The organism is Streptomyces sp. NPDC051217, from assembly GCF_044455465.1.
In the GTDB taxonomy this organism is placed as follows: domain Bacteria; phylum Actinomycetota; class Actinomycetes; order Streptomycetales; family Streptomycetaceae; genus Streptomyces.
Genome location: NZ_JBITEV010000010.1, coordinates 291,337 through 318,332, shown reverse-complemented (window position 1 = coordinate 318,332; position 26,996 = coordinate 291,337). Strand labels below are relative to the sequence as shown.

Genomic DNA, 26,996 nt, shown 5'->3' with positions numbered 1-26,996 from the left:
GCCCGCGCGATCTCCTTCACCTTGTCGTCGAACTGCTTGATGTTCCCCGGATTCACCCGCACCGCCGCACACCCCGCGTCGATCGCCGCGAACACGTACTTCGGCTGGAAATGAATGTCCGCGATCACCGGGATCTGCGACTTCCGCGCGATCGTCGCCAGCGCGTCCGCATCATCCTGCGTCGGACACGCCACCCGCACGATCTGACAGCCCGACGCCGTCAGCTCCGCGATCTGCTGCAACGTCGCCCCGATGTCCGACGTACGCGTCGTCGTCATCGACTGCACCGAAACCGGCGCATCCCCACCGACAGCCACCGAACCGACCTGGATCTGTCGACTGACCCTCCGGTCGGCGAGCTTCGCCGGAATGGACGGCATACCAAGCGCGATGGCGGTCATGAGGTGAGTGTCCTTCCCGGGACAGCGGATCCGGATACGGCTGACGTCGAGGTCGTCCGGGCGAGCACCTCCGCGGTGACGGCGTCGGCGGTCAGCCCGCAGTGGGCGAGGACCTGGGCCCGCGACCCGTGGTCCAGGAACTCGCGCGGCAGCCCGAAGTTCCGTACCGGCGTGCCGATTCCGGCGTCCCCCAGGGCCTGCGCGAACGCGGCGCCCACGCCGCCGACGCGTCCGCTGTCCTCGATGGTGATCACCTGCTTGAAGTACGCGGCGGCCCGCACCAGCGTGGGGTTGACCGGCGCGATCCAGCGCGGGTCGACCACCGTCGCCCCGATGCCGGCGTCGCCGAGCCGCCGGGCGACGTCCAGCGCGAGCCGCGCCATCGGGCCCACCGAGACGATCAGCAGATCGCGGCCCGGCGCGTTGTGGAGCACGTCGAAGCCGTCGGTGGTGTCGATGGCGGGGATGTCCGCGCCGGTGGACCCCTTGGGGAAGCGGAGCACCGTCGGCCCCTGGTCCCAGGAGACCGCCTCGCGGAGCAGTTCACGCAGCCGCGTACCGTCGCGCGGCGCGGCGATACGGATGCCGGGTACGGCCTGGAAGAGCGTCAGGTCCCACATGCCGTTGTGGCTGGCGCCGTCGTCGCCGGTCACGCCCGCGCGGTCCATCACCAGCGTGACGGGGGCGTTGTGCAGGGCGATGTCGGTGACCATCTGGTCGATCATGCGGTTGCCGAACGTCGCGTAGATGGCCAGCACCGGATGCATCCCGCCGAGCACCAGGCCGGCGGCGGCAGCCGCCGCGTGCTGCTCGGCGATCCCCACGTCGACCGTGCGCGCGGGGAACTCCCGCTGGAACTCCAGCAGTCCGACCGGTTCCGCCATCGCCGCGGTGATCGCCACGACATCGGGACGCGCGGCCCCGATCCGTACCATCTCGTCGGAGAACACCGCTGTCCAGGCGGGAGCGGGCGGCGAGACAGGCGAAGCCGCCGCCGACGATGCCGGTGTCGCCCGTACGACATGGCACCGGTCCAGCTCGTTCGTCTCGGCCGTCTCCCAGCCGCGCCCCTTCTCCGTCACCACATGCACGACGACCGGTCCGCCCAGGGCCCTCGCACGGCCCAACGCGTCCTCGACGGCGGCGATGTCGTGCCCGTCGACCGGTCCCACGTAGCCGAACCCGAACTCCTCGAAGACGTTCCCGCCGGGCGCCCCGCCGTCCCCCTCGCCGTCCTTCGCCGCCCGCAGCCGCCCGAGGTGCGCCGCGAGGCCGCCCACGGTCGGCGCGTACGAGCGCTCGTTGTCGTTCAGGACCACGATCACCGGCCGATGCGGCGCGCCGCCCAGGTTGTTCAGCCCCTCCCAGGCCAGGCCGCCGGTCAGCGCCCCGTCCCCGATGACGGCGACCACCGCGCGGTCGCTGTCGCCGTTCAGCTCCCGGGCGCGGGCGAGCCCGTCCGCGTAGCCGAGCGCCGTCGACGCGTGCGAGTTCTCGATCACGTCGTGCTCCGACTCGGCGCGCGAGGCGTAACCGGACAAGCCGTCGCGCGTCCGCAGACCGCCGAACGCGGTGCGCCGGCCGGTCAGCAGTTTCTGTACGTACGTCTGGTGGCCGATGTCCCAGAGCAGTGTGTCCCTGGGCGAGTCGAAGACCCGGTGCAGCGCGATGGTCAGCTCGACCACGCCCAGGTTGGGCCCGAGGTGGCCGCCGGAGCGGCACACCGCGTCGATCATCAACTCCCTTACTTCCGACGCCAGTTGGTCGAGCTGTGGGTGTGAAAGTCCGCGGAGGTCGCGGGGAGCCGCGATCTCGTCGAGCAGTGCCATGACTGAACCCTCCATGTCCGACGTGTCCGACGTGTCCGACGTGTGTGACGTGTGTGACGTGTCCGTGCGACGGTGGTACGGATCCGTCACGGCGGGACCGGGCCCGCGTCGCCGTCGGTGGACGCCGGCGAGCGGAAGCTGACCTGCGAGCCGGGCCGCAGTCCGGCCTCGGGACCGGTGAGCGTCCAGGCGGTGTGGATCAGTACGTTGTAGTGGTTGGGGAAGTGGCAGGCGTCGAAGCCCAGGAGGGTGCCCATGGGCACCCCGTCGACGAGGACGATGTCGCCCCGGTCCAGCACCCCGGCCACCGAGATCTCCACGAATCCGAGGAAGCCGACCCGGTCGATACGGGCGCCCTCCTCGGTCTCCAGCTGGTCGGTGGTGACAAGTTCGTGCAGTTCGCCCCGGCGTACGCAGCGGGAGGCGAATTCCTCCATGCGCATCCCGCGGTCCGCACGGCGGTGCAGCAGCACCTTGACCACCTCGGCGGTGACCGTGCGTTTGGCGCCGTTCTCCGGGCTGGGTGCGATCGGCGCGGGTGCCGGGGGACCGTCCGCCGTTCTGTTCGGCATCAGACCACTCCCGCCCGCTCCGTGCCGTACGTCGCGTCGACCAGCTCCAGCATCGCGAGCCCGGCGCGGGAGGCGTCCGTACCGCTGCGTACCGCTTCCTCGAACTCCCGCAGCACACCCACGTATTCATGCCTCAGCGAGCTCTTGAACGCGTGGTGTCCGGCGAGCATGTCCGCGTGGTGCCCGGTGCCGTCCTTCAGCCGTACGGTGACGTCCTTCGCCTCGCCGTGCGGATACGACCAGTCCAGCTCCACCGTGGCCGGCACCCCGGCCGCGGAGCGCAGCTCCACCCGCGCCTGCCGGTCGACGCCCGCCTCGTCGCGTACGACCTCGGCGGACTCGACCGTCAGCTCGCCGAGGAACAGCCGCACCACGTCGAAGGCGTTGGGGCCGTTGTCGGCGACGCAGCCGCCGCCGCAGCGCTCCGGATCGAGGTACCACCGGTCCTGGCCGACGTGCTCCTCGATCCTCTCCAGATAGCGGACCGTCACCGACTCCACGGACGCCGGGCCGGGCAGCGAACGCAGCAGCCCGAGCACGTTGTCGTTGTAGCGCCGGTGGAACGCGGTGAACAGCACCGACCCGCCGCGCACCGCCAGTTCGGTCAGCGCGCGGCCCTCCGCCAGGTCCAGCGCGAGCGGCTTCTCGACGCAGACCGCGACACCGGCGTTCAGCGCGTCGCGGCAGACGGCCGCGTGCGCGTCGTTGGGCACGTTGACCACGATCGCGTCGAGTCCGGCCTCGGCCAGCATCCGCCGGTGGTCCCGGTAGCAGGGCAGCCCGGCCGCGCGGTGCGGGGCCAGCGCCTCCTCCCGCAGGTCGCAGACCGCGACCAGGTCGAGCGTGGGCAGGCCGGGGAAGGCGTCGAGGTAGAACCGGGAGATGACCCCGAGCCCCACCACGCCTGTCCGCAGGGGTTTCATTGTGTGTGTCCTCCTTGGAAACGCTCGGCGATGCCAGGGGTTCGCGGGGGGTTGTACGTACGTCAGGCGGGTTGTACGTACGTGGGTACGTCGGTCGGTCACCGCTCCAGCGCCGTCGGCGCCGGCAGGCCCCGTTCCGCCGCCACCGCCGCCAGCTCCTCGAACAGGGCCGCCGACAGGGGTACTCCGCTCTTGCCGTGCTCCGTCGCGCGCTCGGCCTCGAACCAGCCCGGGTAGCGGACCGGTCGGTCCTCGTCCACGGCGGGGGAGCCGGTCAGCGCGTCGAACATCCCCGCCGCCTGCGCCTCGAAGTCCTCCCGGGGACGCAGCTCCGCCGGCGCCACGACCAGCACGGTGAACCCGATGTTGTCGTCCCGGCCACTGGGGCTGCCCCGGCCGGACCAGGCCTCGGGCGCCGGACCGAGCCCGGCGCCCGGCAGGACCGCGCCAAGAACTTCCACCAGCAGCCCGAGCCCGTACCCCTTGAACGCGCCGGTGGCCGGATCGCCGCCCAGCCACTTCAGATAGCCGTCGCCCCGGTCCAGCGCGTGCGGATCGGTCACCGGGCGGCCGTCCCCGTCCTCCAGCCAGCCCTCCGGGATCGGCTCTCCGGCCCGCGCCGCGCCCCGGACGCGCCCGGTCGGGACGACGGTGGTGCTCATGTCGAGTACGAGCGGCGGGCGCGGACCGGCGGGCGCGGCGAACGCGAGCGGGTTGGTCCCGAGCAGGGCGGCCACCCCGCCGGGCGGCCGGATGATGCGCTGCTGACCGCAGTTGGAGACCAGCAGGCAGATCATCCCGCGGTCCGCCGCGCGCTTGGCGTGCGCGCCCGCGCAGCCCAGGTGCGTGGCGTCGCGTACGGAGACGAGCCCGACGCCGTACTGGAGGGCGCGTTCCGCTGCCAGGTCCACGGCCTCGCTCGCCGACCAGAGGCCGAGCGCGCGGTGGGCGTCGAGCAGCACGGCGGCGCCCCGGTCGGCCAGCACCTCGGGCTCGGCGGTGGGGTCGCAGCGGCCGTCCTCGAAGAGCCTCAGATAGAGACGGGTGAGGTTGGTCAGGCCGTGCGAGGTGATGCCGGTCAGGTCGCCGTGGACCAGGGCGTGCGCGGCGGTCAGGGCCCGCTCGGCGGGCAGGCCGTGGTGCCGGAACACGGCGGCGGTGAACTCCACCAGTTCGGTGCGGCCGACCCGTACGGAGGTGGTGGCGGGAGTGGTCGTCGTCATAGGTCAGTTCCCCTGGTCGAGCCGGTCGCGTGCGAAGGCGATGAGCAGGCGCGCGATATGCCGCGCGTATTGGTCGAGGTCGGCCAGATCGGCGAACTCCCCTTCCGCGTGGGCCTGGTTGGCGCCCAGATCACCGGGGCCGAAGACCACGGTGGAGGTGCCGGGCACGCCGGCCAGCCAGATCGCGTCGCAGGTGAAGGCGGGCAGGTCGGCGGGCCACGGGGCGAGCCCCGCCCGGTCGAGCAGCAGCTCCCCGGCCCACGGGTCGTCGCCGTACAGGGCTGGCAGTCCGCGCTTGAGCCAGTCCAGATGGGTCACGCGCGCGGCGTCGCGTGCCGTGGTGGCGAAGGTCGGGCTGTCGGCGAAGCGTTCGCGGAACCGCTCCACCCCGGACCGCAGCACGTCGTCCACGGCCGCTTCCAGCTTGCGGCCCGTGTCCTCGGAGCCGTACGACAGATTGATCAGCAACTGGCCCGTGCCGTAGACCTTGTTGTGCATGGTGCCGGTGCTCAGGCCGGCGACGCAGACCTGTCCGTCGACCGCGTACGGCGGCAGTTCCGTGGCGAGGTGCTGGGCGAGATAGCCCAGGAGCACCGTGGCGTTGTGGCCCGCGCCCGGCTCGTCGTCGATGCCGTCGCGGCCGTCGACGCGCAGGCGCGCGGTCATGGAGGCGGTGGCCCTGCTCAGTACGCGGGAGCCGGTCGGCTCGCAGAACACGTTGAGCCGCCCCACGTACCCCTGCTCGACCAGCGCCCTGGTGCCGAACACGCCCATGGCGCCGCCCTCTTCGCCCGAGACGAGCTGGATCAGCACGCCCACCTCGGTGCCGAGCGCGGGGGAGGCCCCGAGGGCGGCCCGCAGTCCGGCGAGCAGTGCGACGGCGGGGCCCTTGGCGTCGATGGAACCCCGGCCGTGGAACCGCGATCCGCCGAAGGAGACGGGGCCGCCGCCCGCGACGGTGTCCAGGTGCGCGTTGAACATCACCGTGGCCGCGCGCGGCAGTTCGGGGCCGAGCCGCAGGACCATGTTCGGCTGGCGGTCGAGGAAGCCGGGCATCGTGCCGGCGGCCTGGCGCACCGCCTGGGGCACGTCCGCGCCGGTGAGCGCGTCGGGCCCGGCGGGGGCGTGATGGACGACCCGGAAGCCGAGTCCGGCCGCCGCCTCCGCGTACGCGCTCTGCGCCTCCCAGAGCTCCACCGGCTCCGCGCCGCCGGTCTCCAGCGGTCCCGCGGTGCGCAGGGCGAGCAGGTGCAGGAGCAGTTCCCGGTCGGAATCGGTCAGCCCGACGGCGGGGCACGGGCTGATCCGGCGGGGTCGCTGTGCGTAGGTCATACGGGTCCTCCCCCTCTTGATTCCTGAGCTGGTCGTCGGGTCTCACAGGCGGTGCGGCGGCCAGTCGCCGTCGGTCAGCTCGCGTACGAGCCTTTCGAGGCGCTGCCCGTACGCCACGAACTCGTCCACGTAGTCCCCGGACGGGTCCGACCACCCCTCGTGCGGACGGATGTTGATGTGCGGCTCGATCGACACGGCACCGGAGTAGCCGTGGCCGTACAGCAGCCGCAGCGAGTCCACGACCCGGCAGTCCCCGTCGCCGGGAAGCGAGTAGAACTGCGCGCCCGTGTCGCCCGTGCCGTCCTTCACATGCACATGGGCGACGTACGGCGCGATGTGCGCGAGCAGGTCGTACGCCTCGTAGCCGTACGCGATGCCGTTGCCGACGTCGAAGAGCAGCCGCAGCGCGGGGCCCTCGGCGGCCTCCAGGAGGCGCAGCATGCGCGCCGGGTCGGTGGCGGCCCAGCCCGCGCAGTTCTCGTGCACCAGCACCAGCCCCGCGTCCTCGGCGCGGGCCGCGAGCCGCCGCACCCGGTCGAGTACCTCGCGCTCCCAATCTCCCTCCGGGAGACCGGCGTTGGGGTACGACATGATGCGCACCAGGCGGGTGCCGAGCCGGTCGCACCGGCCGGCGAGCCGGTCCAGCTCCGTCAGGTCGTCGGCGAACGGGGAGACGACCGTACGAGCCCAGTTGCCGATCCGGGAGTCGACGCAGGAGACCCCGAGCCCCGCGTCGGCGATGCGGCCGGCCACCCGGTCGAACGCCGCGTCGTCGAGATCGGCGAGGGGGACGCCGTCGACCGAGCGCAGCTCGACGCTGTCCCAGCCGAGCCGCCGCACCGCCTCGATCTGGCGGTCGAGACCGGGCGCGGCCTCGTCGCCGATGCCGCTGAGCCGGATGCCGGAGCGCCGGATGCCGGAGCGCCGGGCGTCGGAGGGCCGGGCGTCGGAGGCCCGGACCTCGGCCGATCTGATGTCAGCCGTCATGCTCGGCCCCGCCCCGGAGCGCGGTGGAGACGCCGGTGAGCGGCGGCCGGGGCGCCGGCGAGTTCTCGCGGTCCCCCCGCCTGGTGGCCAACAGACAGGCGTCCTGGAGCAGTTGGACCACTCGTCGGGCGATCGCGTAGTCGTCCCAGACGGCCGAGCCGCCCGACCGGTCCACGCCGGCCCGGTAGTCGCGGTAGGCGTGGTCGATGTAGCTCGTGAGCGCGTCGTCGAAGAGGAGCCGAGGTGTCGCCGCACCGCCGGCGGCGTCGTCGTGGACGGTCAGGCTGGCGTGGTGGTCGACGTCGCTGATCGGGTAGTGGCCGACGGCATGACCGGTGTCGAACCGCAGCCCGATCCGGCGTTCGCGGATCGGCGAGGCGAGGTCGGAGACGATCTCCGTGGTGACGCCGTTGTGGTGCCGCAGCGCCAGCCGGGCGCTGCCCATGTCGGGGATGACGGTGTCGCCGATCCGCATGTCCGTCAGTTCGGCTTCCACGACGCGGGCGTCCCCCGCGAGCAGCAGGGCGACACCGAGCGAGTGCGGCAGCTCCACGTCGAAGGCGGTGGTGTGGTTGTCGGAGCGCAGCGTGCGCGTCCACCGCGGCTTGAACTGGGTGAAGGCCAGCGAGCGCAGCTCACCCAGCGCGCCGTACCGCGTCAGCGCACCCAGTTCATGGGTGAGTGAGCTGGCCAGCCACGGGGAGACGACCCGCAGCCGCAGCCCGCGCACCCGCGCCAGCGTGTCGATGGCCTCCAGACCGGCGACGCCGACGGCCATCGGCTTCTCGACCACGATGCGGGTGTAGCCGAGGTCGGCCAGCCGCTGGAGCGTGGTGAACCGGTCGGCCGGCGGGGTGCAGAGATGGACGACCGTGGTCTCGGGGTCCGCGAGCGTGGCGGCGTGGGCCAGCGAGTCCGCCGGTACCAGCCCTTCGGCCAGGGCCTGTTCGCGGAGGTCTTGGACGTCCCAGACCACGGGCGGGTCCGGCGACCACAGGCCGGACGCGTCCGGCAGGGCGCGCAGTTTGCGCAGCACCGGCCAGTGCAGCCCGAGCCCGGCTCGCCCGCCGCCGACGATGAACGTGTTCAGCATGACGTGACCTTCGCTCTTGAGGAGATCCAGGGCGTGTTTCAGAAGTAGCGTCGTCCGCCCGCGGGGTGGTCCTCACTCCCGCCGCGGAGCGGCTGATGGCTCGCTGGTGCGTGCGATCGAGAGGCGGCGGACCGGTGTGGTGGAGGGACCGGCCGTACTCGGGCGACTGAAGACGACGCCGCGGGCCTGCGTGCCAGGTGTCGTGTGCCGGACGCGACTCCTGAGACACGCCCTGGCGGCTCCGGGAGGGAACGGGCCGGATCAGTGGTCGCGGTAGGCCACGGACGTGGCCATGTCGGCGAGTTCGCGCTTCCACTCCTCGCTGATGGGGGCTGCCGACAGCGCATCGTGCGCCTGGACCACCAACTCGTCGATGCGGCACTCCACTTCGGCGCGTACGCCGCTGCTCGTCAGCGCCTCGGCCAGGGCCTTGCCGTCCCACTCGGCGGCCTGGACCAGCTCCCCGACGCGGGCGTCGCGCAGCGCGGCGAGGCTCACCAGCAGCGTCATCTTGTGCTGTTCGGCGTCGAGACCGACCGGCTTGCCGACCGCTTCGGCGTCGCCGTACGTGTCGATGAGGTCGTCGCGCAGCTGGAACGCCTCGCCCAGCGCGGTGCCGTACGCCTCGAAAGCGGCGGCCGGCGTGGAGTCGCCCGCGATGGCCGCGCCGAGTTCGAGCGGGCGGTGGATGCTGTAGTGGCCGGACTTGGCGTTGGCGATGTACCGGGCCAGTTTCGGGTCCGGGAGGGACTCGGCCGCGACGGTGACATCCAGATGCTGCCCGATGATCATCTCGCTGACGAGCCGACCCCAGACCAGCCGGGCCTCGGCGGGCAGATCCTGGATGAGCTGTCCCGCGTAGGAGAAGGCCAGGTCGCCGGCGAGTACGGCGATCCCCTCGCCGTACCGGCGGGCCTCACCCTGCCAGCCCCGTGCCCGGTGCCGCTCGATGTGCCGGACATGGACCGTGGGCGCGCCCCGGCGCAGGCCGGAGTCGTCGATGACGTCGTCGTGGATCAGCGCGAACGCGTGCAGCATCTCGATGGCCGCCGCCGCGTCCACCACGCGGGTGTCGGACAACTCGCCGCCCGCCGCGAGGAATCCGGCCGCGCAGAACGCGGGCCGCAGCCGTTTGCCGCCGGCGCGGATCAGCTCTCCGATGGCGTCGACGGGGACCGCGGCCCGCGGGTCGACCGCCGCCCACCGGGAACGCTCCGCCCCGAGCATGGCATCGAGCCGCTCCTCGGTGCGGTCCAGGACGGCCGCGCGGGACTGGGCCCCGAGGCCCCCGAGGTGCCCGACGGCCGGTGCGGGCGGTGAGACGGTCATGAGCGTTTCTCCTGTCGTGTCGGCGGATCTGGTCCTTGGGACGCCGGCTTTCACGGCGCCGGTCTCAGGGCGTCGAAGCTCACGGTTGCGGTGACGCGGACGGACGCGCCTGGGTGAGGCCCGACGGCAGCTGGAAGACGACGTCCTCCTTGGTGGTGACGGACAGCTCCACGTCGTGGTAACCCAACTGGTCCAGCCGCTCCAGCAGTTGGTCGACCAGCAGCTCGGGCGCGCTGGCGCCGGCGCTCACACCGACCGTCCGCACCCCGTCGAGCCAGCTCGCGTCGAGCTCCGTGACGTCCGGCACCAGATAGGCGGCGGTCCCTTCGAGGAGGGCCACCTCCACCATCCGCACCGAGTTGCTGGAGTTGCGCGACCCGACGACCAGGACGAGATCGCTGCGTACGGCGATCTCCTTCACCGCGACCTGCCGGTTGGTGCTCGCGTAGCAGATGTCGCCGTCCGCCGGGCTCCGCAGATCGTCGAAGCGCTCGCCCAGCGCGGCGACGATGCCGGCTGTCTCGTCCATCGAGAGCGTGGTCTGGGTGAGCACCGCGACCGGGGTGTCGCGCGGCAGGTCGAGCTCCCGCGCGCTCTCGACGCTCTCCACGATCACCGTACGGTCGGGGGCCTCGCCGTACGTGCCCTCGACCTCCTCGTGGTCGGCGTGGCCCACCAGCAGCAGGGTGCGGCCGTCGCGGGCGTAGCGCCGTGCCTCCTGATGGACCTTCGACACCAGCGGGCAGGTCGCGTCGATGGTGTCGAGCCGGCGGGATTTCGCGTTCTCGCGGACCGCCGGGGCCACTCCGTGCGCGGAGAAGACACAGACCGCGCCCGGCGGTACGTCCGCCTCGGAGTCCACGAAGATCGCGCCGCGTCGTTTCAGCACTCCCACCACGTAGTGGTTGTGCACGATTTCTTTCCTCACATAGACGGGGGCGCCGTGCACCTCCAATGCCTTCTCGACGATGTCTATCGCCCGGCGCACCCCCGCGCAGAATCCGCGTGGTTCGGCGAGGATCACTTTCTTGTCGGTCACGACTGGAAACTCCTGTCGGTCCGTGGAATTGGGCTTCACCGTCCGCCACACCGAAGAGGCGCGTCAAGGTTTTCCGGACCGGCAATAAGTGAGCACGGGGGTAATAGGCAGGGTCCTGTACGCGCTTGCCTGCGACTTCACCCGGATTTGTCAATGAGTTGCCGGGTGATTGCTATCGAAGGGATGTCGGCGTGCGGTCTACGTTCTGTCGGACGTAACGAGCGTTCACGAATCGCACCGCGGTGAACTGCCGGGAACTGTTGAAACCACCGGGTTCCGCCGGACTGATCAACCCCCAGACGAGTGGAGTGAAATGGACAGCAAGGCGATGCCGGCCCCGGCGAGCACCGTCCCGTTCTTCACACAGGCGGAATCCTTCGAGCGGCTGTGGCCCCGGCTGAGCGCGTATCTCGACGAGGTGTGCGAATCGGGGACGTACTCCAACGGGTCGAAGACCGCCGAGTTGGAGGCCGCCCTGCGCGCCTACACCGGTGCCCGGCACGCGATCGCCGTCGGCAACGGCACCGACGCGCTCGTCCTGCTGCTGCGCGCGGCGGGGATCGGACCCGGCGACGAGGTGATCGTGCCGGCCTTCAGTTTCTTCGCGTCCGCCAGCTCGGTGGCGCTCGCCGGCGCGGTCCCGGTCTTCGCCGACATCGATCCGCTCACCTACCACCTCGACCCGGCCGTCCTCGAAGCGGCGGTCACGCCGCGCACCAAGGCCGTCATGCCGGTGCATCTGTTCTGCCAGCCCGCCGACATGACCCCGCTGCTCGCCGTCGCCGAACGCCACGGTCTGCTCGTCCTGGAGGACAGCGCCGAGGGCATCGGGATGCGGCTGGACGGCCGCCACACCGGCCTGATCGGGGCGGGCGGCGTGCTGTCGTTCTTCCCCACCAAGACGCTGGGGGCGCTCGGCGACGCGGGCATGGTGCTGACCGACGACGATGTCCTCGCCGGCACCGTCCAGCGGCTGCGCGACCACGGCCGGCCCGCGCTGCCCGCACCGGGGGCCCCGCACGCCGCGCCCGTGGCCCGCGCCGAGTACGCGCGACAGGGCGAACTGGCAGGCACCAACAGCAAGATGGACGAACTCCAGGCCGCCGCCCTGCTGACGAAACTGTCCACGCTGGACGACGACATCCGCCGCCGCGCCGTGCTCGCCGACGTGTACACCCGCCGGCTGCGCGGCATCCCCGGCGTCCGCCGCCTGCCGGCGGTCGTGGACCGCGGTGAGCCGGTGGACCCCGTCTTCTACGTCTATCTGATCGAGACGGACCGGCGTGACGCCCTCGTCTCGTACCTCGCGTCGGCCGGCATCGGCACCGAGACGTACTACCCGCTGCCGCTGCATCTCCAGCCGTGCTTCGCCCGTCTCGGCCATCGCGAAGGGGACTTCCCGCACGCCGAGGCGGCCAGTGGGCGCACGGTCGCCCTGCCGCTGTACCCGGAGCTGACCCTCACGCAGGTCGGCCAGGTGTGCGACGCGGTCCGCTCCTTCTTCACCGGGAGTACGTCATGACCACCGAGATGACCACCGAGACAGCCCCGCCCGCCCCGGCGGAGTCCACCGAGCCCGCCTCCCCGTCCGACGGCACCGCCGTCCCCTACGCCCACACCCCGCTCCCCGACGCCGAGCGTGAGCTGCTGCGCGAGGTGCTGTACGAGGTCGGCACCGACCCCGAGCAGAAGTTCATCCTCGGCCGCCGCACCGCCGAGCTGGAGCGGCGCCTGGCCGACCGCGCGGGTGTGCGCGACGCCGTCGCCTGTGCCAGCGGGACCGGTGCGCTGACCCTCGCCCTGCGGGCCGTCGGCGTCGTCCCGGGCGACGAGGTGATCGTGCCCGCCTTCGGCGCCGAGCCACTGGCCGCGACGGTGCTCGGCCTCGGCGCGGTACCGGTCTTCGCCGACGTCGATCCGGTGACGATGGTCATGGACCCGGCCGACGCGGAGAGCCGGGTGACGGAGCGCACCCGCGCCGTCGTCCCCGCCCACACCTTCACGGCGATGGCCGACATGCCCGCGATGGTGACCTTCGCGCGGCGCCACGGGATCGCGGTCGTCGAGGACGCGGCGGTGGCCCAGGGCGCGACCCTGGGCGGCCGGGCGGCCGGTACGTGGGGGGACGTCGGGCTCTACTCGTTCTTCCCGGTCAAGCCGTTCGGGATGCCGGGCGAAGGCGCGGTCGTTCTCTCCGACGATGCCGAACTGGCCGCGCTCGTAAGGCGGTTGCGCAACCACGGCCAGGACGGTGTGCGGCGGTTCGTGCACCACGAGGTGGGCTACAACAGCCGCTTCGACGAGGTGCTCGCCGGCTTCCAGCTCGCCCGGCTCCACCGCGCGGACGACATGGTCGCCCGGCGCGCGGCCATCGCCGAGCACTACAACGCGCGCTTCGCCGCGCTGCGCGGGCGCGGCCTGATCGCGCCCGCCACCGGCGAGGACGGGCGGTGCCACTACGTCTACGCCGTACAGACCATCTGCCGCGACTCGCTGGCCGCGCACCTCGCCGCGCACGGCATCGGCAGCCGCGTCTACTACCCGGTCCCGCTGCCACGGCTGGCCGGCTTCGCCGCGTACGCGGGGGAGGGCGCGCGAGCGCGGCGTCCGGGCGCCGAACTGGCGAGCGCCCGGCACCTCGCGCTGCCGCTGCGTCTGAATCTGACGGACAGTCAGGTGACGCGTACGGCCGACGTGGTCAGCGCCTTCTTCGACTGACGACCGTGACACACACCGGAATCAACTCACCGACCGACTCACCCCTCACCAACCACCTGACCCACTTCTTCCGACGGGAGAAACCGTGAAAAGCAAGGTCGTCGTTGTCGGGCAGGGGTACGTGGGCCTGCCGCTGGCAGTCCGAGCCGCGCTGGCCGGCCATCAAGTGGTCGGCTACGACGTGGACACCGACCGCGTCAAACGGCTCATGACCGGTGAGTCCTACGTCGAGGACATCCCCGGCGAACAGCTCACCGTCCTGCTCGACCAGGGCTCCTACCTGCCCACCACCGACCCGTCCGACCTCGACGGCTTCGACATCGCCGTGGTCACCGTGCCCACCCCGCTGCGGGACGGCGCACCCGACCTCTCCTACATCGAGTCGGCCGCCCACACCCTGGCCGGCCGGCTGCGCCCCGGCACGACCGTGGTCCTGGAGTCCACCACGTACCCGGGCACCACCGTCGAACTGCTCGTCCCGCTGCTGGAGGAGGGCTCCGGCCTCGTCGCGGGCGACGACTTCCACCTCGGCTACAGCCCCGAGCGCATCGACCCCGGCAACCCCACCTGGCGCCTGGAGAACACCCCGAAGGTGGTGTCCGGCATCGACGCGGCGTCACTCGTAGCGGTCAAGGCCTTCTACGACACCATCACCAGCACCACCGTGCCGGTGCGCACGACCGAGGTCGCCGAGCTGTCCAAGCTGATCGAGAACACCTTCAGGCACGTCAACATCGCGCTGGTCAACGAGATGGCGATGTACGCGCACGAACTCGGCGTCGACGTCTGGGAGGCCCTCGACGCCGCCGCCTCCAAGCCCTTCGGCTTCATGCGCTTCACCCCCGGCCCCGGCGTCGGCGGACACTGTCTGCCGGTCGACCCGGAGTACTTGTCCTGGCGGGTACGGCGGACACTCGGCCGCAGCTTCCAATTCGTCGAACTGGCCAACGAGATCAACGGGCACATGCCCGACCACGTGGTCCAGCGGCTGCTGCTCGCCTTCAACGCCCGCCGCAGGCCGCTCGCGGGATCCCGCGTCCTGCTGCTGGGCCTGGCGTACAAGCCGAACACCGGCGACGCGCGCGAATCGCCCGCGCTGCGCGTGGCGGAGCTGCTGCTCGGCATGGGCGCCGACGTACGCGCGGCAGACCCGTACGTGGTCGAGGCGGTGACCGTGGACAGCAAGCTGGTCCGCTGCGACTTCTCCGCCCAGGAGCTGACGGCGGCCGACGCGGTGGTGCTGCTGACCGACCACGACGCCTTCGACTACGAACTCGTCGCCCGCAGCTCGGACTTCGTACTGGACTGCCGGCACCGGCTGGAGACCGGGCCCACCGTCGAAGTCCTCTGAGACCTACGCGACCGCCGAGTCCGGGGCCCTCCGAGATCGCTGAGATCGCTGAGTCCTCAGTCCAACGGGAGACGGAGACATACGTGAGTGACGGACATCTGGAGGTCTGCATCGTCGGCGGCGGACCTCGTGGCCTCTCGGTCCTGGAGCGGCTCTGCGTCAACGCGCGCCGTCGCCGGCCGGCCGGCTCCACCCTCGTGGTGCACGTGGTGGACCCGCACCGCCCCGGCGCCGGCGGGGTGTGGCGCACCGACCAGTCCCACCATCTGCTGATGAACACCGTCGCCTCGCAGGTGACGCTGTTCACCGACGAGAGCGTGGAGATCGACGGCGAACTCGCCCCGGGCCCGAGCCTGTTCGACTGGGCGGCCCGGCTGGCACCGGCGCCCGGCGGGGGTGCGGGCGCGGGGCCCGGGGAGGCGGCGTACGACGACCAGGTCCTCGCCGAGGCCCGCGACCTCACCCCGGACTCCTACCCGACCCGCGCCTTCTACGGCCACTACCTGGAGTGGGTCCTGCGCCACGTCGTCCGCACCGCGCCCGCGCACGTACGGGTCGTCGTCCACCGGAGCCGCGCCGTACGGCTGGAAGGCGGCACGGACGGGCCGGACGGGCCGCAGAGCGTGAGCCTGGCCGACGGCTCCCGCATCGAGAACCTGGACGCGGTCGTCCTCGCCCAGGGCCATCTCCCGGTCCGCGGCGGCCCCGGGACACGCGAACTGGCCGGCTTCGCAAGGACGCACGCCCTGACGTACGTACCGCCCGCCAACCCCGCCGACATCGATCTGTCCGCCGTCCGTCCGGGCGAGGCCGTCGCCCTGCGAGGACTCGGGCTCAACTTCTTCGACCACCTCACCCTGTTCACGCTCGGCCGCGGCGGCACCTACACCCGCCGGGGCGGCCGGCTCGTGTACGGCCCCTCGGGACGCGAACCGCGCCTGTACGCCGCCTCCCGGCGCGGCATCCCGTACCACTCGCGCGGACGCAACCAGAAAGGCGCGCACGGCAGACACCTTCCGCGAGTCCTCACTCCGGCCGTGCTGGAGCGGCTGCGCACGGCAGCCCGGCTCGGTGGCGGCCTCGACTTCGGCCGCGACCTGTGGCCGCTGATCGCCAAGGAGGTCGAGACCGTCTACTACACGGCGCTGCTCGCGCGGCGCGTGGGCGGGCACGAGGCCGACCGGTTCGCCGCCCGCTATCTGACACCGGCCTGGGGGTCGGCCGAGGAGTCCGACCTGCTCGACGCGTACGGCATCGAGCCCGACGCCCACTGGGACTGGAAGCACCTCGCGGGACCCCACGCCGACCAGGGCTTCCGGGGCGTCGCCGACCACCGGGACTGGCTGCTGGACATCCTGCGCCGGGACCTCGCCGAGTCCGGGGCGGGCAACGTCGACGGCCCCCTCAAGGCCGCCCTGGACGTGCTGCGGGACCTGCGCAACGAGATCCGGCTGGTGGTGGACCACGGCGGACTCACCGGCCGCTCGCACCGTGACGACCTGGAGCGCTGGTACACCCCGCTCAACGCCTTCCTCTCCATCGGTCCGCCGGCCGCGCGGATCGAGCAGATGATCGCGCTGATCGAGGCCGGGGTACTGGCCGTACTCGGTCCGGGCATGCGCGTCGGCACCGACCCGGACCGGGGCGTCTTCACCGTCGAGGCGCCCGCCGTGCCCGGCTCGCTGACGACCGTCACCACCCTGGTCGAGGCCCGCCTGCCCGATCCCGACCTGCGCCGGACGACCGACCCGCTGCTGACGGACCTGCTGGCCACCGGGCAGTGCCGCCCGTACGCGATAGCCGATCCGCGACTCGGCGCCTACGAGACCGGCGGCCTCGCCGTCACCCCCCGGCCGTACCGGCTCGTCGACGCCGGGGGCCGTGCCCATCCCCGGCGGTTCGCCTACGGCGTGCCGACCGAATCCGTGCACTGGGCGACCGCCGCCGGTGTCCGCCCGGGTGTGAACTCCGTTACGTTGGGGGACTCCGACGCGATCTCCCTGGCCGTCCTGGCCCTGCTGCCCGCCGGCCGGCCACGGCCGCCCGTCCAGGACCATCAGCGATCCCGGACCACCTGAAGTCACCTCCGCCGAGCTCCAGCTGACGAGGAATCAGATATGACCACCGTTCAGCCCGCCGCCGACACGGGGCTCTTCTCCCCGGTCCGGGCCGGCACCCCGGCCGAGGCGGCCACCACCGACGCCGCGTGCCTCCAGGCCATGCTCGACACCGAAGCCGCCCTGGCCCGGGTCCAGGCGCGGCTCGGGGCCGTACCCGAGTCCGCCGCGCGTGTCATCGGGGAGACAGCGCGGGCCGAGAACTTCGACCTGTACGACCTGGCGGTCCAGGCCCGTGGCGCCGCCAACCCGGTCGTGCCGCTCGTACGGCGCCTCACCGCGCTGGTCGCAGCCGAGGACGCCGAGGCCGCGCACAGCGTCCATCAGGGTTCCACCAGCCAGGACATCCTCGACACCGGCCTCATGCTGGTCGCCGCGCGCACCCTGGACCTCGTGCTGGCCGACCTCGACCGCACCGCCGACGCGCTGGCCCGCCTCGCCGCCCGGCACCGCGACACCCCCATGGCGGCCCGCACCCTGGGGCAGCACGCCGTGCCGACCACCTTCGGCCTCAAGGCGGCGGGCTGGCTCCAGGGCGTGCTCGACGCGGGCGACCGGCTGCGCCGGGTGCGCGGCGGGGGGCTGCCGGTCCAACTCGGCGGCGCGGCGGGCACGATGGCCGGATATCTTCAGTACGCGCTCCTGCATGTGCCGGACGCCGCCGACGACGGCGGCCGGTGTTACCTCCGGGAGCTGCCCGCCGCGCTCGCCGCCGAACTGGGCCTCGCCGAACCCCTCGTGCCCTGGCACACCGTCCGTACGCCCATCGCCGACCTGGGCGCCGGGCTCGCCCTGCTGACCGGCGCGCTCGGCGGTATCGCGGCCGACGTCCAACTCCTCTCCCGCACCGAGTCGGGCGAACTGGCGGAACCGGCCGCCGAGGGCCGGGGCACGTCCTCCGCCATGCCGCACAAACGCAACCCCGCGCTCTCGGGGCTGATCCGCTCCGCCGCCTACCAGGTGCCCTCCCTCGTCGGCACCCTCATGCAGGCGTCCGTCCACGACGACGAGCGGCCCGCCGGCGCCTGGCACGCCGAATGGCTGCCGCTGCGCGACTGTCTGCGGCTGGCCGGCGGCGCCGCGCACACCGCCGCCGAACTGACGGAGGGGCTGACCGTCCATCAGGACCGGATGCGGGCCAATCTGGACCTCACGGGCGGTCTGGTCGTCTCCGAACGGCTCGCCGCCCTGCTGTCCGTGGAACTCGGCCGGGCCGAGGCGAAGACGCTGCTCGCCCGGGTCTCGGCCGAGGCGGCGACCACGGGCCGCCATCTCGCGGACGTCCTGGCCGAGGCCCCCGCCCTGACCGGCCGCCGGCCGGCCGAAGACCTCAGGAAGCTCTGCGACCCGGCTCACTACACGGGGGCGGCGGGCGACTTGGTGGACCGGGTCCTGCAGCGTCACCGGGGCCTGAACCCCGATCGGGCGACGGACTGAGCCGGTCGGGGGGCCCACCAGGCATTTGGACTCGCTTGTCAAGATCGAGCCCTATGTAAGGATGAGCCCGTCGCCCGGCAATGGGCCGCGCGGCCCGTACGACTCCCTCCACTGGATGGTCTTGGATGCAGAGCTCTCAGCGTCGTATCGTCCGAACCGCGCCTCTTCCCGCCGCAGATGAGTCCGTTTCGCGTCCGCAGCACAGCGACCTCTTTCTGGAGGCGCACTACACCGTCGACCTTCCGCCTCTTGAGGAGGACGCCGACTTCGACGGCGCTCCCGCCACCGACAACGGCGCCTACCGGGGAGAGCGCCCGCATGCCGGGGGATGAGAAGGACGAGGACCCCGGCACGAGCGTCCTGCTCGACGGGCTGACCGTCGACGACCGGAACCCCGAGCAGCCCGTCCTGCTCGACAAGTCCGGTCACCCCATACAGACATGGCGGCAGAATTACCCGTACGCGAAGAGGATGCGCCGTCGCGAGTACGAGGCGACCAAGCGCAGGCTCCAGATCGAACTGCTCAAGTTCCAGCGCTGGGTGAAGGACACCGGCCAGCGGGTGGTGGTGGTCTGCGAGGGCCGGGACGCGGCGGGCAAGGGCGGCACCATCCAGCGGTTCACCGAGCGGCTCAATCCGCGTGGTGCCCGCGTGGTGGCCCTGGAGAAGCCCACCGAGCGAGAAGCGGGTCAGTGGTACTTCCAGCGGTACGTGGCGCATCTGCCGTCCGCCGGGGAGATCGTCTTCTTCGACCGCTCCTGGTACAACCGGGCCGGTGTCGAGCGGGTGATGGGCTTCTGTACGGAGGACGAGTACGAGCACTTCCTGCGCCAGGCACCCCAGTTCGAGCGGATGCTCACGGACGACGGCGTCCTGCTCGTGAAGTTCTGGTTCTCGGTCTCGCACGACGAGCAGCGCACGCGTTTCGCGATCCGTCAGATCGATCCCGTACGGCAGTGGAAGCTCTCGCCCACCGACCTCGCGTCGCTCGACCTCTGGGACGCGTACACGACGGCGAAGGTCGACATGTTCCGCGCCACCGACACCTCCCACGCGCCCTGGAGCGTGGTCAAGAACAACGACAAGAGGCGTGGGCGGCTGGAGGCCATGCGCAGCCTGCTGTGGCGGATGGACTACGACCAGAAGGACGAGGCCGTCCTCGGCGTGCCCGACCCGCTCATCGTGGGCCCGGCCGACACCCTGCTCGAAGCGGGCGAGGAGAGGACGGACCTGTCCCCGACCCCGCTCGCGGCCCGCACGCACGGGCCGGGCGACCACCCGGCGGGCGACCACCCGGCGTCCGAGCGGCCGGCGTCCGAGCCGGACACGGAGCGGAAGCCGAAGGGGAAGCGGAAGCCGGGCCGGAAGCCCAAGGACTGATCACCGGGTCCGGTCGAGTCCTCCCGGAGCGCCGACGGCGGCGAGGAACTTCTCGATCAGCCCGACGTCCTTCACGCCCCGGCCGCTCTCCACCCCGCTCGACACGTCGACGCCCCACGGCCGCAGCGCGGCCACGGCGTCGACGACGTTGTCCGGCGAGAGGCCGCCCGACAGGACCCAGGACCCCGTCGGCGGCTCGGGGAGCGACTCAGGTGACCACCGCTCGCCGGAGCCCGGCCGCGGCGAGTCGATGATCAGCATGTCCTCGCCGTACGCGCCCGTGGCCAGCGGATCGCCCGACCGCGGCGAGGTGGCGCGGATGAGGCGGAAGCCGTCGGCGCGCAGCGCGGCGAACGCCTCGGGCGGCTCGCCGCCGTGCAGCTGGACCGTGTCGGCGCCCGCCTCGGCCGCCGCCCGGCGCACCTCCTCCAGCGGCTCGCCGCGGAAGACCGCGACCTTGGCGACACCGGGCGGCACGAGCGCGGCGAGCGGGCGGGCCTCGGCGGCGGTCAGCCGCCGGGGGCTCGTGGTCAGGATGAATCCGACGGCGGAGGCCCCGCCGGCCACGGCGGCCTCGACCTCGGCGGGCTTCCGCAGCCCGCAGACCTTGACGTACAAGTTGTGCAACAGGAGCTCCTCGCTCGATGGACTCAACCCGAGAGTACGAAGAAAGCGAGACGTACGTTGCCGGACACCGCCGCCCTGACAGCCCCCGGGGCGCCTTTCGAGGTCGTACGCGCCGAGAACGGCTCGCTGATGTACGCGGACGGCCCGCGCACCCTGCGGGAGTTCGTGGAGACGACGTGGGCCTACGGGGACCGGCCCTTCCTTGTAGGCGGCGACGGGTCCCGCCTCCTTGACTACGGAGAGTTCTTCGCCGCCGCGACGATGCTGGCCAACCGGTTGGTGGACATCTACGGCCTGCGGCCGGGCGAGCGGGCCGCCGTCCTGATGGGTGACCGACCCGACTGGCAGACGGCCTTCTGGGCCGCGCAGCTCGCCGGGCTCGTCGCCGTACCGCTCGACCCCGGGTGGACGGGGGACGAGCTGGGCCGCGTACTGGACCACTGCGCGCCCCGCGTGCTGCTCGTGGACGGCGAACGGCTGCCGCCCGTCACAGGGTGGGCGGAGCGCGAACAGGCGCGCGTCGTGGTCTTCGGCCCGGGGGAGGCGCCGGGGGCGCTCACCGAGCGGTACGAGGACCTGCCCGCCCCCGACCCGTACGCGGCCCCGCCCGACATCGAGATCCCCGCGGAGTCCGACGCCACCATTCGCTACGTGTCACCGGCGGACCCCCTCAGGGGCGCCGTCTCCACCCAGCTCGCGCAGGCGGGCGCCGCGATGGACGCCCGCTACCGCGCCGCCGCGGACGCCCTCGGACGCGGGGAGCTGCCGGGGCTGGGCCCGGCGCCCGTCAGGCGTCTGACGCGCCCGTTCTCCGGGCCCGCCGCGTTCTTCGAGGTGTACGGCGCGATGGCGGCGGGCGGCGCGCTGGTCCTGGACGCACCGGCGGACGCACCGGCGGACGCACCGGCGGACGCACCGGCGGACGTACCGGCGGACGTACCGGCGCGAGCACCGGGGGAGCCGGAGCCCGCGTACGCCGGTACGCCCGCAGTCGAGTCACGCGTGTCCCCGGACACCGGGGAGGTGTGGCTGCGCGGCCAGTCGCTCCCGTACGCCTACTGGCGCGACGAGCGGGCGACCGCCGAGGCGTTCACCGCCGACGGCTGGTTCAGGACCGGCTGATCCGGACCCGGTAGCCGTCCGCTCCGGCCTTCCCGACCACCGCGACGCTGACGCCGCCCTCCCGGTCCCGGAACGTCTCGCCGGGCCCGTACGGCGCGTCCGACAGCTCCGCGTGCACGTTGGGCCGCCGCGTACAGCCGCCGCTGCGCTCCTCGCTGTCGGAGACGGTCACCGGACCGCGGCCGGTGTCGACGTCGGACTCGACCCGGTAGATCAGCACGCCCGGCTTGCAGACGGCCTCGTCGTTGCCCGCGCGGGTGCGGACCTCGATCGCGTATCCGGAGTCCTCGGAGAGCGGCACGAACGCAAGCTTGTGACCGCCCTCGGTGGCCAGCGGGGTGAGGTCGTGCTCGCTGCGGCCGGGGGCAGAAGCGCAGCTGATCTGCTCGTTGTCGAGCCAGCCGAGCTTCCACTTGTGCCAGCCCAGCAGGTCGTTGTTGGCCCCCCAGTCCTCGGACATGATGTCCCAGTGTCCGACCGCGCCGCCGCCGTCGAGGGTGTAGAGGTCGGGCAGGCCGAAGACATGGCCGTTCTCGTGCGGCAGGACGCGGTAGCCGGTCCGCGCGTACGACCCCGAGCCGTCGTCCTGGCGGCTGTAGACGAAGGACGTGTTGGCGAGGGGGACACCGTCCGCCTTCGGGGCCTCGCCGTTGCCGGAGAACGTAACGGACAGGACGGTGTCGAGCGCCGAGGGGCCGGCGTTGGGGGTGACGAGGACGTTGACCAGGTCGTACTCGCTGAAGTCGACCTCGGGGTCGGCCTCCCGCACGATGTCCTGGACGAGCCTCCGGTAGCCGGGTTCGTAGGGGGCGCCGCGCTCTATCCCGTAGTCGGCGAACGGCAGCGGCATCCGCAGCCAGTCCTTCAGGGGAGCCTCGGGCCGGTAGTCGAGCCGCCCGTAGGAGCTGGTGCGGAACCACCGCGAGGTCTGCGGGAAGAACTCCGCGAGCCGGTCGGCGGCGCTTCCGGAACCCTGCGCGTCGGAGAAGTCGACCATCAGGTTGAGCGCGCGGACCGTACCGGTGGAGCGGGAGTAACCGGCGGGGGTGGGCACGCCCTCGGACATCTGGACGCCGACCGCGGAGGCGATACGGCACGGCACGAGCGTCGCGTCGTGCGAGGTGGAGGCCGGCCCGGCGGAGGCCCGCGTCGGCAGCGGGAGGGTCGCGCTGGCGGTGGTGAGTGCGGCGAGGGTCAGGGCGGCGAGCGCGGCGAGCGTGCCGAGCCGGCGGGGTCGGGCGTGGCTGCCGCGACCTGCGGTCCGGCGTATCCGGCGGGAGTGCTTCATCGGCCGCCTTCGGGTCAGCGGCAGTCGTCCTTCCTGACTGCTCTCCGTTCGATCACCCTGCGTCGGACGGCGTGTCGGCGCCCGCTGGGTGCGCCGATCGTGGGGTTTTCCGGACCGGCGGAGACCTGGCCCACGACCTTGTGACCCAGCTCACACGACCTGGCGAAATAACCGGGGACGGCTTCCCCGTTTGCACTCGTGTCAAGGAAACGGGGACGCGTTCCCCACTTGTGTGACCGAGGGAAGGGCCCCGACGTGACTGCCGTTGCCACCGAATCCGACACGCGCCGCGTTCCGCGTCCGCGGGCGGACGCTCTGCGCAACAGGGAGCGCATTGTGGCGGCGGCCCGGGAAATCCTCGTGGAGTCGGGCCCGGACGTGCCGCTCGACGAGATCGCTCGCCGCGCCGGCGTCGGCAACGCGACGCTCTACCGTCACTTCCCCGACCGCTCCACGCTGATACTGGAGGTGGTGCACTCCGTGATGGCGCGCACCACGGACCAGGCGCAGCGGGCCGCGGCCGAGGAGGCCGACGCGTTCGTGGCGCTCAGCCGCTTCGTTCACGCGGCGGCCGACGAGCGGATCGGTGCCCTGTGCCCGCTCCTCTCCGGCAGCTTCAACGGAGACCTCCCTCATCTGCACGCGGAACGCGAGCGCCTCGAAGCGGCCGTCGAAGGTCTCATGGAGAAGGCGCGCGCGACCGGCAGGCTGCGCACCGACGTCGCGGTCGGTGACCTGATGGTCGCTCTCTCCCAGCTCACCCGTCCGCTGCCCGGTACCGGCTGTCTGAACATCGACCGCTTCACACACCGGCATCTACAGCTGTTCCTGGACGGCCTGGAGGCGCCCGCGCGCTCCGAGCTGCCGGGCGCGGCGGCGACTCTGGAGGACATGCGCCACCGTCGATGACGACGTGTGCCGCGCCCCCGGACCAAGAACTTCTGTCGACCACGCAGGACAAGCGCGTTCCGAGGGCCGCTCATGCCCGAAGACCACTGACCACATTTGACGACCACGTACACCGGCGACCGCGATCGGGCGGGCCGGATCCCACGAACCAGTAACCCGTAACCCGCGGATGGGGCCGACCAGTGCGTCCCCGCGCCCGTTATGACCTCTTCGTACGCATAGGCGGCCACACCCATGTCCAAAACTGCCGAGACCCGGCTCCCGGACCCGCAGGTCCCCGAGTCGGCCCCCGATCCCAAGCGCTGGAAAGCCCTGGTGTTCATCGCCCTGGCCCAGCTGATGGTCGTGCTCGACGCGACGATCGTGAATATCGCGCTGCCCTCCGCCCAGCAGGACCTGGGCATATCGGACGGCAACCGCCAGTGGGTCATCACCGCTTACGCGCTGGCCTTCGGTGGCCTGCTGCTCTTCGGCGGACGCATCGCCGACCTGTGGGGACGCAAGCGCACCTTTGTCGTCGGCCTGCTCGGCTTCGCCGCCGCGTCCGCCGTCGGCGGCGCCGCGACCAGCGAGGCCATGCTGCTCGGCTCGCGTGCCCTCCAGGGTGCGTTCGGCGCCCTGCTCGCGCCCGCCGCGCTCTCCCTGCTCGCCGTGACGTTCGGTGACCCGAAGGAGCGCGCCAAGGCGTTCGGCATCTTCGGTGCGATCGCCGGTGGTGGTGGCGCCGTCGGTCTGATCCTCGGCGGATTCCTCACCGAGTACCTGGACTGGCGCTGGACCTTCTTCGTCAACATCCCCTTCGCGATCGTGGCCGCCGCCGGCGCCTACTTCGTGATCCGGGAGCCCGCGGGCGGCCGTAACCGCTCGCCGCTCGACGTCCCCGGTGTCTTCCTGTCCACGCTGGGCCTGGTGGCGCTGGTGTACGGCTTCACGCGCGCCGAGTCCGAGGGCTGGTCCGACCCGACGACGATCGCGATGTTCGTCATCTCGGCCGTGCTGCTCGCCACGTTCGTCGCGGTCGAGGCACGGGTGAAGTCCCCGCTGCTGCCGCTGCGCGTCCTGATGGAGCGCAACCGCGGCGGTGTCTACCTCTCGCTGGGCCTGGCCATCATCGGCATGTTCGGTCTGTTCCTCTTCCTGACCTACTACCTCCAGGTCGTGAAGGGCTACACACCGGTCAGCACCGGCTTCGCCTTCCTGCCGATGATCGTGGGCATGATCACGGGCTCCACCCAGATCGGCGCCCGTCTGATGACCCGCGTCCCGCCGCGGCTGCTGATGGGCCCCGGCTTCCTGGTCGGCGCGATCGGCATGCTGCTGCTGACGCAGCTGGAGATCGGCAGCTCGTACCCCGGTCTGATCCTGCCGGCGCTGCTGCTGCTCGGCCTCGGCATGGGTACGGCCTTCATGCCGGCCATGTCCCTCGCGACGCACGGCATCGAGCCGCGTGACGCGGGCGTCGCCTCGGCGATGGTCAACACCTCGCAGCAGGTCGGCGGCGCGATCGGTACGGCGCTGCTGAACACCGTGGCCGCCTCCGCCACGACCGCGTACGTCGCCGCCAACTCGGCGGGTGCGAACAACCCGAAGCTCCTGGAGCTCCAGGCGATGGTGCACGGCTACGCGAGCGCCATCTGGTGGGCGGTCGGCATCCTGGTCATCGCCGCCGGAATCGCCTTCACCTTCATCAACACCGGCCGTCCGGGGAGCACCCAGGTGGCCAAGGGTGAGGGCGCCGACGGTCTGGCGGAAGACGCCAAGATCCCGGTGGCCATGCACTGACGGTCCCGTGATCCGCTCGCCCTGCCTCTGCCCTGGCGCCGCTGTTCCTCAGCGGCGCCAGGGCAGATCCGCGTCCGAACCGTCCGGCTGGAGCCCCTTCGCCATCACCCGCATGATCTCCCCGAGCGAGGCCACCTGCTCCGGGCTGAGCCGGTCGAAGATCGCCTGCCGTACGGCGGTGACATGGCCGGGCGCCGACCGCGTCAGCACCTCCTGGCCCTCGTCCGTCAGGGTCGCGTTCTGCCCGCGCTTGTCCGAGGGGCAGTCCTCGCGGCGCACCCAGCCGCTCTTCTCCAGCCGGGCTATCGCGTGCGAGAGCCGGGAGCGGGTGATCTTGGCGTTCTTCGCCAGCTGGGTCATCCGCATCTGCCGGTGCGGCGCCCGCGCCAGGTGGACGAGCAGGGCGTAGTAGATGTGCGGCATCCCGGCGTCGCGCTGCAACTGGCGGTCGAGATGATCCTCCAGCAACGTGGTGGCCTGGAGGTACGCCTGCCAGACGCCCTGCTCCTCGGTGCTGAGCCAGCGTGGCTGTCCGTCGCTCTCCATGTCTCCCACCCTAAATCCTTCTTGAAAGTTGAACTAGATAGTCGTAGGGTCACACTCGGTAAGTGATTTAAGGTTCAAGTAGATCGGTCCGGCGGGGACGCCCCGACCACCACCGGCAGGGAGACGCCATGACCAGCACAGCGGAGCGCATGCCCGCCCTCTACCTCTCCCATGGTGCCCCGCCCCTCGCCGACGACCCGGTCTGGCCCGGACAGCTCGCCGCCTGGTCCGCCGGCCTGCCGCGCCCCCGGGCGGTCCTGATCGTCTCAGCCCACTGGGAGGAGGCACCGCTCGCCCTCGGTGCCACCGAGACCCTGCCGCTTGTGTACGACTTCTGGGGCTTCCCCGAGCGCTACTACCAGGTCCGGTACGCCGCCCCCGGCGCCCCCGCGCTCGCCGACTCCGTCGAGAAGCTGCTGCGCGGCCCCGGCACCCCCGTACAGCGCGTCCCCGACCGGGGGCTCGACCACGGGGCGTACGTCCCGCTCGTCGAGATGTTCCCCGACGCCGGCGTTCCCGTCCTCCAGATCTCCATGCCGACACTCGACCCCCGTCAACTCCTCGCGATCGGCCGGAAACTGGCCCCGCTGCGGGACGAGGGAGTCCTCATCGTCGGCAGCGGCTTCTTCACGCACAACCTCGCCGCGCTGCGCCATGCGGGCGGCGGAGTGCCGGGCTGGTCCGCCGAGTTCGACGACTGGGGCCGGGAGGCGCTGGCCGCGCGGGACGTCGACGCGCTGCTCGACTTCACCCACAAGTCACCGGCCGGTGCGCTCGCCCATCCGCGTACCGAGCACTTCGCGCCGCTGTTCGTGACACTCGGCGCGGCCGAGGACGAGCTCGGGAGCGTACGGAACGTCATCGACGGATTCTGGATGGGGCTCGCCAAACGGTCGGTCCAGTTCGGCTGATACGCGACATCCGCCCCGGCCCGCCCGCCGCGCCCGGCCCGTCCGTTACGTGCCGTACTCCGCCAGAGGTCCGGCCAATG

Annotated in this window: 24 protein-coding genes; 11 read left to right on the top strand and 13 right to left on the bottom strand. The window is 72.0% G+C overall.

Annotation, left to right across the window (positions count from 1 at the left end):
• From ACIBBB_RS23510 to ACIBBB_RS23465, 10 genes are all read right to left on the bottom strand, one after another.
• On the bottom strand, positions 1-401 hold a 401-nt coding region (locus ACIBBB_RS23510; protein WP_398984970.1), incomplete at its 3' end, for a flavodoxin-dependent (E)-4-hydroxy-3-methylbut-2-enyl-diphosphate synthase.
• The gene (locus tag ACIBBB_RS23505) at positions 398-2,230 is read right to left on the bottom strand and encodes a 1-deoxy-D-xylulose-5-phosphate synthase (protein ID WP_398984968.1); all 1,833 of its coding nucleotides are present in this window, start codon (positions 2,228-2,230) and stop codon (positions 398-400) included. The genes ACIBBB_RS23510 and ACIBBB_RS23505, both read right to left, overlap by 4 nt.
• Positions 2,231-2,316: 86 nt before the next feature.
• Positions 2,317-2,802, bottom strand: coding sequence for a DUF6917 domain-containing protein (locus tag ACIBBB_RS23500; RefSeq protein ID WP_398984966.1), 486 nt, complete (start codon positions 2,800-2,802; stop codon positions 2,317-2,319).
• Positions 2,802-3,725: a Gfo/Idh/MocA family protein gene (locus ACIBBB_RS23495; protein ID WP_398984964.1), complete on the bottom strand. Its 924-nt coding sequence runs from the start codon at positions 3,723-3,725 to the stop codon at positions 2,802-2,804. The genes ACIBBB_RS23500 and ACIBBB_RS23495 overlap by 1 nt, the downstream gene beginning before the upstream one ends.
• 98 nt (positions 3,726-3,823) lie before the next feature.
• Positions 3,824-4,948 carry an Ldh family oxidoreductase gene (locus ACIBBB_RS23490; RefSeq protein ID WP_398984962.1) on the bottom strand — a complete coding sequence of 375 codons (1,125 nt, stop codon included), beginning with the start codon at positions 4,946-4,948 and terminating at the stop codon, positions 3,824-3,826.
• 3 nt (positions 4,949-4,951) lie between these two features.
• Entirely contained in the window at positions 4,952-6,280 is a 1,329-nt protein-coding gene (locus tag ACIBBB_RS23485) for a M20/M25/M40 family metallo-hydrolase (RefSeq protein ID WP_398984960.1), read from the bottom strand.
• Between the two features lie 42 nt (positions 6,281-6,322).
• The gene (locus ACIBBB_RS23480) at positions 6,323-7,267 is read right to left on the bottom strand and encodes a sugar phosphate isomerase/epimerase family protein (RefSeq protein ID WP_398984958.1); all 945 of its coding nucleotides are present in this window, start codon (positions 7,265-7,267) and stop codon (positions 6,323-6,325) included.
• The gene (locus ACIBBB_RS23475) at positions 7,257-8,360 is read right to left on the bottom strand and encodes a Gfo/Idh/MocA family oxidoreductase (RefSeq protein WP_398984956.1); all 1,104 of its coding nucleotides are present in this window, start codon (positions 8,358-8,360) and stop codon (positions 7,257-7,259) included. The genes ACIBBB_RS23480 and ACIBBB_RS23475 overlap by 11 nt, the downstream gene beginning before the upstream one ends.
• Before the next feature lie 261 nt (positions 8,361-8,621).
• The gene (locus ACIBBB_RS23470) at positions 8,622-9,689 is read right to left on the bottom strand and encodes a polyprenyl synthetase family protein (RefSeq protein ID WP_398984954.1); all 1,068 of its coding nucleotides are present in this window, start codon (positions 9,687-9,689) and stop codon (positions 8,622-8,624) included.
• A gap of 79 nt (positions 9,690-9,768) precedes the next feature.
• Positions 9,769-10,728 carry a 4-hydroxy-3-methylbut-2-enyl diphosphate reductase gene (locus ACIBBB_RS23465; protein ID WP_398984952.1) on the bottom strand — a complete coding sequence of 320 codons (960 nt, stop codon included), beginning with the start codon at positions 10,726-10,728 and terminating at the stop codon, positions 9,769-9,771.
• Positions 10,729-11,041: 313 nt separating this feature from the next.
• Between ACIBBB_RS23465 and ACIBBB_RS23460 the strand changes: the two genes are divergently transcribed.
• The 7 genes from ACIBBB_RS23460 (at position 11,042) to ppk2 (ending at position 19,731) form a co-directional block, all read left to right on the top strand.
• Complete coding sequence (locus tag ACIBBB_RS23460; RefSeq protein ID WP_398984950.1) at positions 11,042-12,250, top strand: DegT/DnrJ/EryC1/StrS family aminotransferase; 1,209 nt, start codon at positions 11,042-11,044, stop codon at positions 12,248-12,250.
• A complete protein-coding gene (locus ACIBBB_RS23455; RefSeq protein WP_398984948.1) occupies positions 12,247-13,446 on the top strand; it encodes a DegT/DnrJ/EryC1/StrS family aminotransferase in 1,200 nt (399 codons plus the stop codon). Before ACIBBB_RS23460 ends, ACIBBB_RS23455 begins: the two co-directional genes overlap by 4 nt.
• 85 nt (positions 13,447-13,531) lie before the next feature.
• Positions 13,532-14,797, top strand: a complete 1,266-nt coding sequence (locus ACIBBB_RS23450) for a nucleotide sugar dehydrogenase (protein WP_398984946.1) — start codon at positions 13,532-13,534, stop codon at positions 14,795-14,797.
• Positions 14,798-14,880: 83 nt separating this feature from the next.
• The gene (locus ACIBBB_RS23445) at positions 14,881-16,875 is read left to right on the top strand and encodes an FAD/NAD(P)-binding protein (protein WP_398984944.1); all 1,995 of its coding nucleotides are present in this window, start codon (positions 14,881-14,883) and stop codon (positions 16,873-16,875) included.
• A 39-nt stretch (positions 16,876-16,914) separates the two neighbouring features.
• On the top strand, positions 16,915-18,351 hold the full coding sequence (pcaB, locus tag ACIBBB_RS23440; RefSeq protein ID WP_398984941.1) for a 3-carboxy-cis,cis-muconate cycloisomerase: 1,437 nt from the start codon (positions 16,915-16,917) through the stop codon (positions 18,349-18,351).
• Positions 18,352-18,476: 125 nt separating this feature from the next.
• Positions 18,477-18,683, top strand: a complete 207-nt coding sequence (locus ACIBBB_RS23435) for a hypothetical protein (protein ID WP_398984939.1) — start codon at positions 18,477-18,479, stop codon at positions 18,681-18,683.
• The gene (gene ppk2 / locus ACIBBB_RS23430; RefSeq protein ID WP_398984937.1) at positions 18,670-19,731 is read left to right on the top strand and encodes a polyphosphate kinase 2; all 1,062 of its coding nucleotides are present in this window, start codon (positions 18,670-18,672) and stop codon (positions 19,729-19,731) included. Before ACIBBB_RS23435 ends, ppk2 begins: the two co-directional genes overlap by 14 nt.
• Here the strand turns inward: ppk2 and ACIBBB_RS23425 are convergent, their stop codons facing one another.
• On the bottom strand, positions 19,732-20,358 hold the full coding sequence (locus ACIBBB_RS23425; RefSeq protein WP_398984935.1) for a phosphoribosylanthranilate isomerase: 627 nt from the start codon (positions 20,356-20,358) through the stop codon (positions 19,732-19,734).
• 57 nt (positions 20,359-20,415) lie between these two features.
• On the opposite strand from ACIBBB_RS23425, the gene ACIBBB_RS23420 reads away from it, so the two are divergent.
• Entirely contained in the window at positions 20,416-21,480 is a 1,065-nt protein-coding gene (locus tag ACIBBB_RS23420; protein ID WP_398984932.1) for an AMP-binding protein, read from the top strand.
• On the opposite strand, the gene ACIBBB_RS23415 is transcribed toward ACIBBB_RS23420, so the two are convergent.
• Positions 21,467-22,768: a M6 family metalloprotease domain-containing protein gene (locus ACIBBB_RS23415; RefSeq protein ID WP_398984930.1), complete on the bottom strand. Its 1,302-nt coding sequence runs from the start codon at positions 22,766-22,768 to the stop codon at positions 21,467-21,469. The genes ACIBBB_RS23420 and ACIBBB_RS23415 overlap by 14 nt on opposite strands.
• Before the next feature lie 255 nt (positions 22,769-23,023).
• On the opposite strand from ACIBBB_RS23415, the gene ACIBBB_RS23410 reads away from it, so the two are divergent.
• A complete protein-coding gene (locus ACIBBB_RS23410; protein ID WP_398984928.1) occupies positions 23,024-23,677 on the top strand; it encodes a TetR/AcrR family transcriptional regulator in 654 nt (217 codons plus the stop codon).
• A 234-nt stretch (positions 23,678-23,911) separates the two neighbouring features.
• Positions 23,912-25,459 (top strand): MFS transporter, encoded by a 1,548-nt coding sequence (locus ACIBBB_RS23405; RefSeq protein WP_398984926.1) that lies wholly within the window; start codon positions 23,912-23,914, stop codon positions 25,457-25,459.
• A 48-nt stretch (positions 25,460-25,507) separates the two neighbouring features.
• Here the strand turns inward: ACIBBB_RS23405 and ACIBBB_RS23400 are convergent, their stop codons facing one another.
• Positions 25,508-26,005, bottom strand: coding sequence for a MarR family winged helix-turn-helix transcriptional regulator (locus tag ACIBBB_RS23400; protein ID WP_398984924.1), 498 nt, complete (start codon positions 26,003-26,005; stop codon positions 25,508-25,510).
• Between the two features lie 128 nt (positions 26,006-26,133).
• Here ACIBBB_RS23400 and ACIBBB_RS23395 point away from each other — a divergent pair, with 128 nt between their 5' ends.
• Positions 26,134-26,916, top strand: coding sequence for a dioxygenase (locus ACIBBB_RS23395; RefSeq protein ID WP_398984922.1), 783 nt, complete (start codon positions 26,134-26,136; stop codon positions 26,914-26,916).
• Positions 26,917-26,996: the final 80 nt, after the last annotated feature.